This window comes from Thermogemmatispora sp. (genome assembly GCF_019683635.1).
Taxonomy (GTDB): domain Bacteria; phylum Chloroflexota; class Ktedonobacteria; order Ktedonobacterales; family Ktedonobacteraceae; genus Thermogemmatispora.
Window position 1 is genome coordinate 1 of the sequence record NZ_JADGIA010000132.1, and the last position, 14,377, is coordinate 14,377.

Here is a 14,377-nt window from a genome sequence, read left to right on the forward strand (position 1 = left end):
ATCCGCCACGGTCTGATTTCTCCCGACGATGGCCCGCCCGGCCCACGCCCTCGCCTTTAGCCAGCTAGCCAGCCAGGATTAGGAAGCAGCCGCCGTCTCGCTCGCCAGGTCCGTCAGCAGACGAGCAATGAGGGCCGTCCAGCCGGTCTGGTGACTAGCGCCCAGGCCACGCCCCGTCTCTCCATCGAAGTATTCGTAAAAGAGGATCAAATCACGCCAGTGCGGGTCGGTCAGAAAGCGCTGCTGCTCTCCACACCAGGCAACCTTGCCTCGCTCGTCAGGCAGGAAGAGACGGGAAAGACGCCTTGTTAGCTCCTGAGCCACTTGTGCCAGCGTCAGCTGTTTTCCTGAGCCAGTGGGGCACTCGACCAGAAGGCTGCTCCCATAGAAGCGATGATAGCGTTCCAGAGCTTCGATCAGCAGGTAGTTGAGCGGGAACCAGATAGGGCCGCGCCAGTTGGAGTTGCCGCCAAAGAGGCCGCTGCGCGATTCTGCTGGCTCGTAGTCAATGCTGAGCTGTTGACCGTCGAGCACGATAGTGTAGGGATGGTCACGGTAGTAACGCGAGAGCGAACGAATGCCATAGGGAGAGAGGAACTCGTCTTCATCCAGAAGATAGCGCAGGACACGCAGCAGGCGCTCGCGCGAAGGAATGGCCAGGAGCCGATGCGCTTCAGAGTGCTGACCACCTCCCTGCAAGTAGGAGATGTGGCGAGCGAGATCGGGCCGATTCTCCAGAAACCAGCGCAGGCGTTTTGTGAAGCCGGGGAGGGCCGCGAGCCGCTCGTCATCGAGGATGTCGACCGCCAGTAGGGGAATGATGCCAACCGCTGAGCGCACCCGCAAGGGGAAGCTGCGCCCATCGATAAGGAGCTGATCATAGTAGAAGCCATCTTCTTCATCCCACATGCCATTTCCGCCCAGGGCGTTCATAGCATCCACAATGGCGATGAAGTGCTCGAAAAACTTGGAGGCGACATCTTCATAGGCGTGATCCTCATGGGCCAGCTCCAGAGCAATGGCCAGCATCGTCAGGCAATAGAAGGCCATCCAGGCAGTGCCATCGGCCTGCTCAAGCTGCTCACCTCCAGGGAGCGAACGTGAACGGTCAAAGAGACCAATGTTGTCCAGCCCCAGGAAGCCGCCACTAAAGAGATGCCTGCCAGCCACATCTTTGCGGTTGACCCACCAGGTGAAATTGATGAGCAGCTTGTGAAAGGTACGGGCCAGAAACTGGAGATCACGGGAGCCGCGAGCTGCGGTCATCTTGTAGACTCGCCAGCAAGCCCAGGCATGGACCGGCGGATTGGCGTCCGAGAAAGCAAATTCATAGGCCGGAAGCTGCCCATTGGGATGCATGTACCATTCGCGCAAAAGCAGGATTAGCTGTTGCTTGGCAAAGTCGGGGTCAAGGCTGGCAAAGGCGACAGCGTGAAATGCCAGATCCCAGGCAGCATACCAGGGATATTCCCATTTGTCAGGCACAGAGAGAATATCACGATTGAAGAGATGCTTCCAATCGTGGTTGCGCCCACAGAGGCGAGAAGACGGCGGTGGGGGCTGCGTCGGATCGCCCTTGAGCCAGGTGGCCACGTCATAGTTGTAGAACTGGCGATTCCAGAGGAGGCCGGCGTTGGCCTGGCGAATCACACGCTGCGCCTGCTCCGGAAGCGCAGGCGGCATGCGCGCCGCATAGAAGGCATCAGCCTCTTGCCGACGCTGGACGAAGAGAGCCGAGAAGTGTTCCCCGAAGGGAGCAGCGGGCGTTTCATTCTCAGCGAAGAGGCGTAGATGCAGCCTGCACTCCTGAGTGGCGGGCAACGTGAGCACATAGTAAAAGGCGGCCTTGGTTCCCTCCTGAGCAGGATTGACCGCTTCCTGGCGTCCCTCGACCACATAGGCGTGGAAGGCATCCTTGACATAAGGGGTGGCATTGCTCACCCCAAAGAGGCGCTGGAAATTGGTTTCGTTCTCTGTGAAGAGCAGTCGCGGGGCCGGCAGGTCCGAGCGTTGCTCGGCCAGCAGCCAGAAACGGCCCAGCGAGGCATGTTCGGCCAGCAGGGCTCGACCGTCGGGGGTACTCAGACGTGGCTTTGGCCAGTAATCCTCACCATGCTGGCCCCAAATCCAGGTGTTGCGAAACCACAGCGTGGGCAGGAGATGGAGCGTGGCCGTTGCGGGGCCACGGTTGGCCACGGTCAGGCGGATCAGCATATCATTCGGCGAGGCTTTGGCATACTCGACCGTGAGGTCGAAGTAGCGATCTTCGTCAAAGACGCCGGTATCGAGCAGCTCGTACTCTGGCTCAGCCCGCGAGCGTCGGCGATTCTCTTCGACGAGGCGCGCGTAGGGATAGGCCCGCTGCGGATATTTATAGAGGGCGCGCAGGTAGGCCGAGCTGGGCACAGCGTCGAGGTAGAAATAGCATTCTTTGACATCCTCGCCGTGATTGCCTTCGGCATTGGTCAGCCCAAAAAGCCGTTCCTTGAGAATCGGGTCCTGGCCGTTCCATAGGGCCACAGCAAAGCAGAGCCGACACTCGCGGTCACAGATGCCGAGCAATCCATCCTCGCCCCAGCGATAGACGCGGCTACGCGCGTGATCATGGGGAAAATAGTCCCAGCAGGTTCCGTCTGGGGAATAGTCCTCGCGCACCGTCCCCCACTGGCGTTCGGCCAGATAGGGACCCCAGCGCTCCCAGTTGCGTTCGTGGCTCGTGGCCTCACGTAAACGCAGCTCTTCCGCCTGAGCAAACGTCTCCTCGTCCATGCAGAGATGACTCCTTCCGTTTCCGACCTCGCATTGCCAGTCCGTCTGGCCTGTCCAGAGATGGACCTGCCTGCCGCAGACTGGCCGTCTGTTTATAGAACGGCTGACCCCCCTCTGCCGCTGCAAAGCGCTCCTCTCCGGCTCACTGGCACGGCGGGAAGGGATCATCGTCCATGCGCTGCTTAGCCACTACCACCACTCTAGTCTTGTGTGAATTGCTGCGAGTTACCTGGCCTGCACCTGGGCTGAGCCACAGGAGAGATGATACACTAATACTACAAACACGTAGACAGGCTGGAGGCATGCATGTCCAGAGTATCCGCGCCGCGTAGTCCGCGCGCCGCCATTGTCGGCGTTGCCGAGTCCGACCTGGGCTACACCCCTAATAAGACCGTCCTGCAGCTGCAAGCCCAGGCGGCCCGCGCCGCCCTCGAAGATGCTGGTTTCAGCTTTGATGAGGTCGACGCCCTCTTCTGCGCTGGCAATTGGTCCTGGTCTCCTACTCTGACCCTGGCCGAGTATCTCGGCCTCAGACCGCGCTATAGCGACTCTACCAACATCGGCGGTTCCTCGTTTGAGGCTCACATCGAGCATGCTGTGGCTGCCATCGAAGCCGGTCTCATCGAGGTGGCTCTCATCGTCTACGGCAGCACCCAGCGCTCGGACCGTTCCCGCGGGCGAGTCAGTCCGACATACCGCCTCACAGAACAGTTCGAAGGGCCGTTTGGACTACCCACGCCGGTAGGAGCCTACGCCCTGGCCGCCATGCGCCACATGCACCAATTCGGCACGACCAGCGAGCAACTGGCAGAGGTAGCGGTGGCGACACGCAAGTGGGCCACGCTCAACGAGAAGGCCATGATGCGCGATCCCATCACGATTGAGGATGTGCTCACTTCGCGCTGGATCGCCGAACCCCTACACCTGCTCGATTGCTGTCTTGTCACCGATGGCGGCGGAGCCGTCGTGCTGGCCTCAGCCCAGCGAGCACGCCAGGCCCGCAAGCCTCCGGTCTGGGTATTGGGACACGGAGAAGCCCATACCCATGCAACGATCGCCAATATGCCTGATCTGGCCGTCCATCAGGCAGCCATTGCCTCCGGCCAGGCGGCCTTTGCAATGGCCGGCTTGCGGCCCGAAGAGATCGACGTTGTGGAAATTTACGATTCTTTCACCATCACGGTCATCATGACCCTGGAGGCCCTCGGCTTTTGCCCGCTCGGTGAAGGAGGGGCCTTCGTCAGTGGCCAACGCACCGCTCCGGGTGGCCCATTTCCGATGAATACTAATGGTGGTGGCCTCTCCTATTGCCACCCCGGCATGTACGGCATCTTTCTGCTCATCGAGGCCACGCGCCAATTGCGCGGCGAGTGTGGCCCGCGACAGGTCCCCGGAGCCCGTCTTGCCCTGGCCCACGGCACTGGCGGCGTTCTCTCTTCAGCGGCCACCGTTCTGCTTGGCAAAGATTGAAAGAGAGCATGCAGTATGAGTGAGGAAGCAACCTACGCCCTCCCCCAGAGCGATCCCGAGTCAGCTCCTTACTGGGAAGGCATCCAGCAGGGGGAGCTACGTCTACAGTTATGCACAGCCTGCCAACGCCACATCTTCTATCCGCGAAGCCTGTGCCCGCACTGCCACAGTGACCGGCTCGCATGGGTCAGCGCCTCGGGCCGCGGGACCATCTACTCGTATACAATCGTCCACCGCGCTTTCGGCCCCTTCGCTGCCGAGGCCCCTTTCATCATCGCCATCGTCGAGCTGGAGGAGGGCGTGCGCCTGATGACCCGCCTGATCGACGCGCCGCGCGAGCGCGTGCGCATTGGCGCTGCGGTTCAGGTCAGTTTTGAACAAGTGAGCGGGCGCCCACCACTGCCCTTTTTCCGCCTGCTGGAATAGGGTATGTGAGCAAGCCTGTCCGGCTAGAGGCCAGTATGACCAGCAGGGCGCTCAGGCAGCAAGCGGCCAGAGGCTGCTGCTGCCAATAGGCCCCTGTGGTCGTTGTCGAACCGTTGCAATGTCGCATCCCATAAAGGATGAAAGGCTCATGGAGCAGGAGAAACCCATCGCAGCAGAGCGGCTGCAGGCCTTCTTTCACCCGCGCAGTATCGCTGTGGTCGGGGCCAGCGACGAGGCACGCTGGTCGACCTATCTTGTGCAAAACCTCACAGCAAGCAACTTCTCTGGCCCGCTCTACCTGATCAATCCGCGGCGTCCCTCTGTTCACGGTCAGGCCACCCTGCCGACGCTGAGCGCTCTGCCGGAGGCGGCGGACCTGGCCTTTGTCATGGTGCCGACGCCCCAGGTGCTGCCAGTTGTCGCTGAAGGAGCAGCGCGTGGCGTGCGCCATTTTGTAGTACTCACAGCCGGCTTCCGCGAGACCGGCCCACAGGGAGAAGAGCGAGAGCGGGAGCTGCTGGCCTTTGCCCAGGCTCATGACCTGCTGATCTTGGGGCCGAATGGGAACGGCTTCATCAATGCAAGCGCCGGCATCACCCCTTATGGACTGCCCATCAATTTCCCCCTGCGCAGCGGACCAGTGGCCGTGGTGCTCCAAAGTGGAGCGCTGGCCAGCGCCGTGCTCGCCTTTGCCCAGGCCCATGCTATCGGCCTGAGCCTTCTGGTCTCGCTGGGCAACGAAGGGATGATCAGCCTTTGTGATGTGCTTGAGTATCTGCTGGCCGACTCCGCCACGCGAGCCGTGGCGTTCTTCCTCGAAAGCATTCGCCAGCCGAAGACACTGCGCCAGCTTGCAGCCCGCGCGCAAGCCCAGCACTGTGCACTGGTCGCGCTCAAAGCTGGTCGAAGTGAGGCAGGTTCACGGGCCGCCGCTGCCCACACAGGGGCTTTGGTCGGAGATGCGGCGGTCAACGCCGCTGCTCTGCGCCAACTGGGCATCATCGGCGTCTCCTCGCTAGAGGACCTGCTGACGACCGCCGCACTCGCCGCCTATCACGGCCCATTACCAGGCCGACGCCTGGGCGCGGTTACGCCCTCGGGTGGCGCCTGCGACCTGATCGCCGATCGCGCCCAGGATGAGGGCTTGCTCCTACCCGAGCTAAGCGACAGAACACGCGCCCGACTGCAGGCCGTGCTGCCACCCTTTGCTACTCCTCACAATCCGCTCGATGTGACCGGCTACGTGGTTGTCGATAGCACACTCCAACAGCGAGCCCTGGCCATCGTGCGCGAAGACCCTCAGCTTGACTTCGTGCTCAACGTGGTGAGCATCGACGGTCTGCGCCGCCCTAATCCCGAAGGTCAGCAGGCCCTCTACAATCAGTATGAGCGCCTGGCTGATCTGGTCCATACCTCGCCGCGCCCCATCCTCCTGGTCTCTAATACCTGTGTCGACCTGCCAGCAGCGCTGTTGCCAATCGTTGAGCGCACCAGTCTTCATATTATTGCCGGCCTCGAACATGGCCTGCGCGCCCTGGGTCGGCTGCTCTGGTGGTCAGAGCAGCTCAGCCAATCACAGCAACTAGACGTTGAGGAACCACAGCCAGGACCGGCGCTGGCCCTGGACAGGGCCGCGCTCGCCGCTTCTGGCATGGGTAGCTGGTCAGAGGTTCAAACGCGCGCTCTCCTGGAGCAGGCCGGTATCCCGCTCGTGCCAGCCCAACTGGCGCGTTCTGTCTCCGAAGCCCTGGCCGCCGCTCGTCACTACGGCTTTCCGGTGGCGCTGAAGATTCAGTCGCCCGCGATATTGCACAAAAGCGACATCGGCGGCGTTGCTCTGAACCTCAGCAGCGAAGAGGAGGTCACAAGGGCCTTTAACCGCCTCCTGACAGCCGCCCGTCAGCATGTGCCCGAGAGTGCGATTGAGGGCATCCTCGTCAGCCCCATGCGTCAGGAGGGCCACGAGCTGCTGGTCAGTATCCTCGCCGATCAGGTCTGGGGCCTTACCCTGACCATCGGTCTCGGCGGTCTATGGGCCGAGGTGCTCCACGATATCGCGCTGCGCCCGCTGCCCCTCAAACGTCGAGAGATTCGGGGCATGCTCGAAGAGCTACGCGGCTTCCCACTACTGCGCGGCCTTCGCAACCAACCAGGCGCCAACCTGGAACGCCTGAGCGCCGTGATCTCTCAGATCGCGCTGCTGGCCCAGACACTGGCCCCCCACCTGGAAGTGCTGGAGATCAATCCCCTGCTGGTCAACGGCGACCAGGTGGAGGTGCTCGATGCCCTGCTCATCTGGCGCAACTAAGCACGGGTGAGGCCCCACCCACGCACACCTCTAGCTGGTCTAGTCAAGTCTATTCTCTGCCCATGAGGCGGGAGAAAGGAGGAAAGCAAAACCCGTATGGCTGCATCAGCAGAGTTCAAAGAGCAGGTGCGCCGCGCCTTCGCGGCCATCCAGCCCGGGCAGCGCTACGTCTTTCGCCGCACCTTTACAGAAGGGGACATGGCACTGTTTTGTGGCCTGACAGGAGACTATAATCCGTATCACCTGGACGAAACCTTCGCCCGGGCTAGCTGGTACGGCAGGCGTATCCTCCCCGGCCTGCTCACCGGTAGCATGATCACCCACATTGGGGGCTTGCTGGGCTTCGTGGCAACCGAAATGCATTTTCGCTACCTGAAGGCCGTTTATCCAGGAGAGACCGTCACCTGCACCGTGACCTTTGCCGAGAAGGATGAAGAGCAGCGCCTCCTCTCGGCTCAGGCCAGCTTTGTGAATCAGGATGGCGTCGAGGTCCTGCAAGCCTGGTTCAAAGGCTTCCCGACCTTCATCCGCCTCCAGGCCGAACCTTCACCTTAGCGACAGAACAGCCCCTTGAAGGAGCCGGCCACGATATCAGGGGCCGCTAATAGCGGCTTGTTGTTGCCGGTATAGTGGTATATACAACTATCGAAGTAGACCATAGAGGAGGGCGCACGGTTACGGTACCGTGGGCTTCTTTAGGGAAAGGAAGGCGTATGGTCTAGACAATATACCAAGTAGACAGGCTATGTGGTATACTGTAATCTGTGTTGACCTTGATCGTCGTGGCCCCGAAAGTGAATTCTGCCGCGAGCGAGGCCGAACGAACAACTGAGAGAAATTAGTGAACAAGCAAGCATCTTCTGAACAGGAACAGCCATGAGTACGATTGTAAGAAAAAGTCCGTTGCCACGTTACTATCAACTCAAAGAGATCATGAGGGAAAAGATCCGTAACGGTGAATGGAAGCCGGGGGATCTAATCCCTTCTGAGCGTGAGCTTGGTGAGCAATACGGGATCAGTCGGATGACGGCCCGGCAGGCTATCACCGAGCTAGTGAATGAAGGGCTTTTCTACCGCGAGCAAGGGAAAGGGACCTTTGTCAGCCGGCGCAAGATTACCCAGCAGCTCATCCATCTGACGGGTTTCACCGAAGACATGAAGGCTCGCGGTCAGCAGCCGGGCACACGCGTCCTCTCTGCTGAAATGCGTCCGGCGGACGAAGCTGTCGCTGAGCGGCTGCGTATCAAGCCTGGGCTGCAAATCTTCCGTCTTCATCGCCTGCGCCTGGCCGATGGGGAGCCATTGGCCATCGAGGTTTCGCATATTAGCTTTATCGGCTGTGAAAAACTTCTCGAAGAGGACCTGGAACATAACTCGCTCTACCGTCTGTTAGAGACCAAATACGGCCTGCCTTTGCTCGAAGCTGATCAGGAGCTAGAGGCCGGACTCATTGGCAGCGAGGAAGCCCAATATCTCAAGGTCCCTGTTGGCAGCCCGGCCCTCTTCACGCGGCGAGTTACCTATACCGAGCGCAATCAACCGATCGAGTACGCCTCTTCTGTTTATTGTGGCAATAAGTACGTCTTCTATACTCATATGAAGCGCGAGCAACTGCTCTCGTAGCGTTGCCCAGCACCGAGCCAGGCAGCCGTGATCACAACAGGCAGGGCATTCCAGGAGCAGCCCAGCCCGGGGGAGAAGGATAGCGAGGAGAGCCGAGGCTGGGAACTATTTCAGTAGGAGAGTGAGGAGCAGTCAACATGTCAGCCTCTTTACAGCCTGACCATCCAGCTGAGCCATCCCTCAGCGCCCTGGTCACCGAGCAGGACAACCCCGCCAGCCGCGACATTGACCGCAAGAGTGCACTGGAGATTGTGCAGATCATCAACGCCGAAGATGCCCGTGTTGCTGAGGCAGTCAAGCAAGAATTGTCCCAGATCGCGCGCGCTATCGAGGCTATTGCCGCTCGTCTGCGTCGTGGTGGACGCTTAATCTATATGGGGGCCGGCACCTCGGGGCGGCTTGGGGCCTTGGATGCCTCGGAATGTCCCCCGACCTTCAATGTGCCGCCAGAGCTAGTCATCGGCTGGGTCGCCGGTGGCCCCGCCGCCCTCAGCCAGGCCAATGAGGATCTAGAAGACAGCGCCGAAGCCGGGCGCGACGATGCGGCACGCTTACAGGTTGGGGCTGGCGATGCGCTGGTCGCCATCACAGCCAGCGGACGCACGCCGTACGCGCTGGGAGCCGCCAATTACGCCCGTGAGCAGGGGGCCTTGACCATTGGCCTGGCCTGCAACCGCCCGACGCCTCTGGAAGCCATTGTTGAGATCATGATCGCGCCCATCGTTGGACCAGAGGTCATTACCGGCTCCACCCGTATGAAGGCCGGCACCGCGCAAAAAATGGTGCTCAACATGCTGAGCACCGGGACCATGATTCTCCTGGGGAAAACCTACGGCAACTTGATGGTTGATGTCCAGGCGACAAACTACAAGTTGCAGCAGCGCGCATTACGTATCGTACAGCTGGCCACCGGCCTGGAACGAAGTGCCGCCGAGGAGCTGCTCGCTCAGGCCAATGGTGAGGTCAAAACAGCGATTGTCTGTGCACGCAGCGGCCTCGATCCCCAGAGCGCCCGCCAGCGCCTAGCCGAACACGGTTTTATTTTACGCGCAACACTGGATTCGCTGTCATGATAGAAAGCACACCACAGAAACACACAGCCACGCGTGATGAGGAGTTCTATCTTGGGGTCGATGGCGGGGGCAGCAAGACGCTGGCGATTGTCGTCGACCGCCACGGACGCGAGCGTGGTCGCGCGCTAGCCGGCAGCGCAAACTATGCCTCCGTGGGCCAGGAGGAGGCTATCCATCAGGTGCAGCTGGCCGCCGAGCGGGCTTTGCAAGCCGCCGGCGCCGAGAGCCGACCGCGCGCCGCCTGGATTGGTCTGGCTGGGCTGGACCGCCTAGCCGATCACGCTGTTCTCTCCCCTCCTCTGGCAACCCTGGCCGACCAGGTCCATGTGACTAATGACGCCGAGCTTCCTCTCGCGGCACTGGAGCAAGCCGTTGGCGTCGTGCTGATCGCGGGCACCGGCTCAATCGCCCTGGGACGGGATGCTTGCGGTCGGGTGTGCCGCGCCGGCGGCTGGGGGTATCTGCTGGGCGACGAGGGAAGTGGTTACGATATCGGGCGCCAGGCTCTCCAGGCTGCTACTCGCGCCGCTGATGGCCGCGGCCCTCACACCAGCCTTCTGCCCCGTATTCTAGCCTACTGGGGATTAGAGCGTGCAGAGGACCTGATCGGTGTTGTCTACCACGGCCTGGAGACTGCCGCTGTCGCTCGCCTGGCAACATGCGTCTTTGCTGCAGCTCGCGAGGGCGACTTGGTAGCGCGCCGCATCGTGGGCAATGCAGCTACCGAGCTGGCGCTGGCGGCCCTGGTGGTTAGCAACCAGCTGGAGTTTTCTGATAACGTGGTGCCACTGGCTCTGGCAGGAAGCCTGCTAGTACGTGAGGCGCCCTTCCGCGCCCAGATCCTGCGGCGGCTGCGAGCGCGGCGCCGTCTTGGCCAGGTAGTCATCGTAGAAGAGCCAGCACTCAGCGCAGCCAAAGCCGCGATTCACCTGGAGTCCGTGCGCGCTCCACAGAGGTCGTCCTCTCCGCAGTCCAGGCCCTATGTGAGCGATGAAGGAAGGGAGAGACGTTGATGTCACCTCATCATCCATCGTCCAACGAGATGGTCGAGAGAGCCGCCCTGAGCGCCGCCGATCTGCGCGACCAGCTTGGCCAGCTGCTGATGGCAGGCTTCGAAGGAACCGACCCCTCGCCCGCTATTCTCGACCTTATCGAGAATCACCGCCTGGGTGGGGTCATTCTCTTTTCACGCAACATCGAGAGCGCAGAGCAAGTCTATCGCCTGACCAGCGCCCTACAGGCCAAAGCGCGTGCTGCAGGCCATCGCTATCCATTGCTGATCGCCATCGATCAAGAGAATGGCATGGTCCAGCGGCTGGGCGAGCACGTCACCCTATTTCCAGGCAATATGGCCCTGGGAGCCAGCGATTCACCCGAGCTTGTGACTGCAGTCGCTGGTGCTACCGGGCGCGAGCTGCAAGCCCTGGGCATCAACATGAACCTGGCGCCGGTTCTGGATATCAACAACAATCCGGCTAATCCAGTCATCGGCGTCCGCTCCTTTGGTGAAGATCCCGAGCAGGTCGCTCGCCTGGGCCTGGCAGCGGTGCGCGGTTACCGCCAGGCAGGCATCATTAGCTGTCTCAAACACTTCCCCGGGCATGGTGACACGGCTACCGATTCTCATCTCGCCCTGCCGCTCATTTCCCACGATCTGGCCCGTCTGGAACGTTTGGAGTTGGTTCCTTTCGCCCGCGTGTTGCAGGAAGAAGGGGCCGATTGCGTCATGACAGCTCACATCGCCTTTCCAGCCCTGACCGGCGATCCGGCGCTACCCGCGACAGTAGCGCCTGCGATTATCTCCGGCCTACTTCGGCAACGTCTGGGCTTCGACGGAGTAGCTATGAGCGACTGCCTGGAGATGGAGGCCACCGCTACCACGCTGGGCATTGAGGAGGCAACGGTGCGAGCCTTAGAGGCCGGTCTCGACCTGATCTTGATCTCGCATCGCTACGACCGCCAGCTAGCCGGGCTGGCTGCCATGCGCTCCGCTCTCGATGAGGGACGGCTCTCGCCAAACCGCCTGCACCAGGCCCTGACACGCTTGCAGCGTCTCAAAGCACGCTACCTCTCATGGGAGCAGCTGCCGCGGCCCGAAGGGTTGCGCCTGCTCAAACAGCCTGAGCATCTGGCCCTGCAGCGGCAGAGCTATAGGCGGGCCATCACTCTGCTACGCAACGACGCCGGGCTACTGCCCTTACGACTGGCCCCAGAGCAGCGGCTCTTGATCGTGCTGCCCCAGAAGGAAGGAGCCAGCCGCGTCGAAGATCAGCGCTATCCTGTCGAAGCGCTCGTCGCTGCCGTGCGAAGCTATCATCCCAAGACAGAGGCTCGGCTTCTCACGCTTCCTCTTTCCGAGCGTGAGCATCAGTCTCTGCGCGAGGCAGTGGCTCAAGCTCAGCTGGTGTTGCTGGTGACGGTCAATGCCTACCTGGATCGCGCCCAGAGCCAGTACATCAACTGGCTGGTCACGGAAGCGCCTTGCCCTCTCATCGCGCTTGCCGTTTACAACCCCTACGACCTTCTGGCCTGTCCCCAGATCACCACCTACTTGCTCACCTATGAGTATACCCGGCCCGCCATTGAAGCCGCCGTCGCCGTTCTCTTTGGAGACGCTCAACCCCAGGGCCACCTGCCAGTGAGCCTGCCGCCCCTGCATGCCCGCGGCGAGGGACTCAGCTTCTAGCCAGCTAGTAAGGCGATCCCACTCCCTCAAGCCTGCGAGACGAAGGAGCAGGATCGCCTTCTTGTTCCTGTGATGCCCGCTGCCTCAAGCATCCAGACAGACAAGGTCAGCCTTTGACCGAGCCGGCCAGGATACCGCGCACAAAGTAGCGCTGCAGGGTGAAGAAGATCACCAAAGGCAAGGCCATTGAGATAAAGGCCGCTGCGGTCAGCACTTCCCAGTTCGAGCCATAGGAGTTGACCAGATTGGCGATCGTCACTGTCATGGGAGCCCGATCGGGGTTACCGCCCATAAAGACCAGAGCCACCAGCAGATCGTTCCAGACCCACATGAACTGGAAGATCACCAGCGAAGCCAGCGAAGGCACAGAGAGCGGTAGCAGAATGCGGAAGAAGATGTTGATATTGGAGGCGCCATCGATCCGGGCCGACTCAAAGAGATCGCTCGGCAGGCCGGCAAAGAAATTGCGTAGCAGGTAGACGGCGAAAGGTAGGCCGAGAGCAGTGTGCATCAGCCAAATACCAACGTAATTACCCGTCAACTGCAGGCCCGTTGCCTGAGTAAACATCGTATAGAGGCCCAGCACAGGGATCAAAGTCATCTGCACCGGAATGACCATCAGCGCCACAATAGTCAGGAAGATCCAGTCACGCCCGGGGAACTCCATCCAGGCAAAGGCATAGGCAGCAAAAGCCGCCACCAGGGTGGGGATAATCGTGCCAGGAATAGCAATAATCAGGCTATTGAGGAATGCCTGGCCCAGACCCTGAGCATGGAGGACGTTCTCATAGTTCTGGATAGTGAAACTCCAGGGGGGAACGAGAGCCGTCCACCAGCCAGTAGCGTGGATTAGAGACGGGGGACGAAAGGAGCTAATGAAGAGGCCCAGCGTGGGTACCGACCAAACGAGCGCAATCAGAATGACAATGACCGCGACCAGACTATGGTTGACCAGGCTCAGGAGCCGCTGGCGCAGGGGCAGGCGCCCCACTTTGGCAGCCGTCCCCGCCATTGGCAGGGCGGGCGCCGCTTTCTGGGGAGTGACCAGGCTCGATTGAGCCTCTGGATTCATGGTACTCATCGTTGCGCCTCCTGCACACGGAAACGACGAATATTGAAGTACATGATAGGAATGATCGCCAGCAAGAGTAAGACAGCCAGAGCACTGGCCACACCAAAGTTGTTGAAATTGAAGAGTTGCTGGTAGTACTCAACAGCCACAACATTTGTACCGTAGTCTCCACCCGTCATGACGTAGACGATATCGAAGATCTTCAGAATATTGATGATCATCGTGGTCGTCACGACGGCAATCGTCGGGCTGATCATCGGCACAATGATGCGGAAGAAAATGGTGATCTCGCCTGCTCCATCGCAGCGGGCAGCCTCCAGAATCTCGCTCGGGATTCCTTTAATGGCCGCCGAGAGGATCACCATACAGAAACCGGTCCACATCCAGACGTAGACCGCAATCAGAGCGAAGTTATTAAAGCGACTATCGGTGATCCAGGCCAGCGGTTGGCCGCCGAGAGCCGTCACCAGGGCATTCAGCAGACCAATCTGGGGCTGGCCAGGCGGCTCATATTCATAGACGAAGCGCCAGATGACGCCGGCTGCTACAAAGGAGAGCGCCATCGGCACAAAGATAGCTGCTTTGGCCACGCTTTCAAAGCGCACGCGATCGACCAGGACGGCGATCAGCAAGCCCAGTACCACTGTTGCCACCGTGGCCAGCACCAGCCAGAGCAGGTTATTGCGCAGCACCTCCAGTAGAGAAGAGTTCGTAAAGATCAGAAGATAGTTGCGCAACCCAACAAAGTGCGTGGAAGTGGCATCCAGGAAGCTGAGCCAGATCGTGAAGAACATCGGGTAGAGCAGAAAGATGACCACAAAGAGGACCGCCAGCCCGATCCAGAGCCAGGGGGTTAGGCTGAAGCGCTTTCTGCGCGCCGTTGTCTTCGTCGGAAGGCTCCGCTGCTCTTCGATGGCTTTGATCATAAGCACACATCCCCTGGGAACAAT

At 60.6% G+C, this 14,377-nt stretch carries 11 protein-coding genes; 8 read left to right on the forward strand and 3 right to left on the reverse strand.

Annotated elements, in window-relative coordinates:
- Nucleotides 1-78: 78 nt before the first annotated feature.
- Nucleotides 79-2,769, reverse strand: coding sequence for a hypothetical protein (locus IRZ31_RS14395; protein ID WP_297154817.1), 2,691 nt, complete (start codon nt 2,767-2,769; stop codon nt 79-81).
- A 306-nt stretch (nt 2,770-3,075) separates the two neighbouring features.
- On the opposite strand from IRZ31_RS14395, the gene IRZ31_RS14400 reads away from it, so the two are divergent.
- The 8 genes from IRZ31_RS14400 (at nt 3,076) to nagZ (ending at nt 12,355) form a co-directional block, all read left to right on the forward strand.
- Nucleotides 3,076-4,239 (forward strand): acetyl-CoA acetyltransferase, encoded by a 1,164-nt coding sequence (locus IRZ31_RS14400; protein ID WP_112427426.1) that lies wholly within the window; start codon nt 3,076-3,078, stop codon nt 4,237-4,239.
- 15 nt (nt 4,240-4,254) lie between these two features.
- Nucleotides 4,255-4,665 (forward strand): Zn-ribbon domain-containing OB-fold protein, encoded by a 411-nt coding sequence (locus IRZ31_RS14405; protein ID WP_112427428.1) that lies wholly within the window; start codon nt 4,255-4,257, stop codon nt 4,663-4,665.
- Nucleotides 4,666-4,813: 148 nt separating this feature from the next.
- Nucleotides 4,814-6,973, forward strand: coding sequence for an acetate--CoA ligase family protein (locus tag IRZ31_RS14410; protein WP_297154820.1), 2,160 nt, complete (start codon nt 4,814-4,816; stop codon nt 6,971-6,973).
- Between the two features lie 96 nt (nt 6,974-7,069).
- Nucleotides 7,070-7,528, forward strand: coding sequence for a MaoC family dehydratase (locus IRZ31_RS14415; protein WP_112427432.1), 459 nt, complete (start codon nt 7,070-7,072; stop codon nt 7,526-7,528).
- Nucleotides 7,529-7,849: 321 nt separating this feature from the next.
- Nucleotides 7,850-8,596 (forward strand): GntR family transcriptional regulator, encoded by a 747-nt coding sequence (locus tag IRZ31_RS14420; protein WP_112427434.1) that lies wholly within the window; start codon nt 7,850-7,852, stop codon nt 8,594-8,596.
- A gap of 137 nt (nt 8,597-8,733) precedes the next feature.
- Nucleotides 8,734-9,669, forward strand: coding sequence for an N-acetylmuramic acid 6-phosphate etherase (gene murQ / locus IRZ31_RS14425; RefSeq protein ID WP_112427436.1), 936 nt, complete (start codon nt 8,734-8,736; stop codon nt 9,667-9,669).
- Nucleotides 9,666-10,682 (forward strand): BadF/BadG/BcrA/BcrD ATPase family protein, encoded by a 1,017-nt coding sequence (locus IRZ31_RS14430; protein WP_112427438.1) that lies wholly within the window; start codon nt 9,666-9,668, stop codon nt 10,680-10,682. Before murQ ends, IRZ31_RS14430 begins: the two co-directional genes overlap by 4 nt.
- A complete protein-coding gene (nagZ, locus tag IRZ31_RS14435; protein WP_297154826.1) occupies nt 10,682-12,355 on the forward strand; it encodes a beta-N-acetylhexosaminidase in 1,674 nt (557 codons plus the stop codon). The genes IRZ31_RS14430 and nagZ overlap by 1 nt, the downstream gene beginning before the upstream one ends.
- A 106-nt stretch (nt 12,356-12,461) precedes the next feature.
- On the opposite strand, the gene IRZ31_RS14440 is transcribed toward nagZ, so the two are convergent.
- Both IRZ31_RS14440 and IRZ31_RS14445 read right to left on the reverse strand, forming a co-directional pair.
- Complete coding sequence (locus IRZ31_RS14440; RefSeq protein WP_223258219.1) at nt 12,462-13,436, reverse strand: carbohydrate ABC transporter permease; 975 nt, start codon at nt 13,434-13,436, stop codon at nt 12,462-12,464.
- The coding region (locus IRZ31_RS14445) for a sugar ABC transporter permease (protein WP_297154829.1) at nt 13,433-14,377 on the reverse strand (945 nt) is incomplete at its 5' end. The genes IRZ31_RS14445 and IRZ31_RS14440, both read right to left, overlap by 4 nt.

Bases quoted from the DNA above. Each gene is read 5' to 3' on its own strand.
- IRZ31_RS14395 (WP_297154817.1), bottom strand. From the start codon at position 2,769: ATGGACGAGGAGACGTTTGCTCAGGCGGAAGAGCTGCGTTTACGTGAG.
- IRZ31_RS14400 (WP_112427426.1), top strand. From the start codon at position 3,076: ATGTCCAGAGTATCCGCGCCGCGTAGTCCGCGCGCCGCCATTGTCGGC.
- IRZ31_RS14405 (WP_112427428.1), top strand. From the start codon at position 4,255: ATGAGTGAGGAAGCAACCTACGCCCTCCCCCAGAGCGATCCCGAGTCA.
- IRZ31_RS14410 (WP_297154820.1), top strand. From the start codon at position 4,814: ATGGAGCAGGAGAAACCCATCGCAGCAGAGCGGCTGCAGGCCTTCTTT.
- IRZ31_RS14415 (WP_112427432.1), top strand. From the start codon at position 7,070: ATGGCTGCATCAGCAGAGTTCAAAGAGCAGGTGCGCCGCGCCTTCGCG.
- IRZ31_RS14420 (WP_112427434.1), top strand. From the start codon at position 7,850: ATGAGTACGATTGTAAGAAAAAGTCCGTTGCCACGTTACTATCAACTC.
- murQ (WP_112427436.1), top strand. From the start codon at position 8,734: ATGTCAGCCTCTTTACAGCCTGACCATCCAGCTGAGCCATCCCTCAGC.
- IRZ31_RS14430 (WP_112427438.1), top strand. From the start codon at position 9,666: ATGATAGAAAGCACACCACAGAAACACACAGCCACGCGTGATGAGGAG.
- nagZ (WP_297154826.1), top strand. From the start codon at position 10,682: ATGTCACCTCATCATCCATCGTCCAACGAGATGGTCGAGAGAGCCGCC.
- IRZ31_RS14440 (WP_223258219.1), bottom strand. From the start codon at position 13,436: ATGAGTACCATGAATCCAGAGGCTCAATCGAGCCTGGTCACTCCCCAG.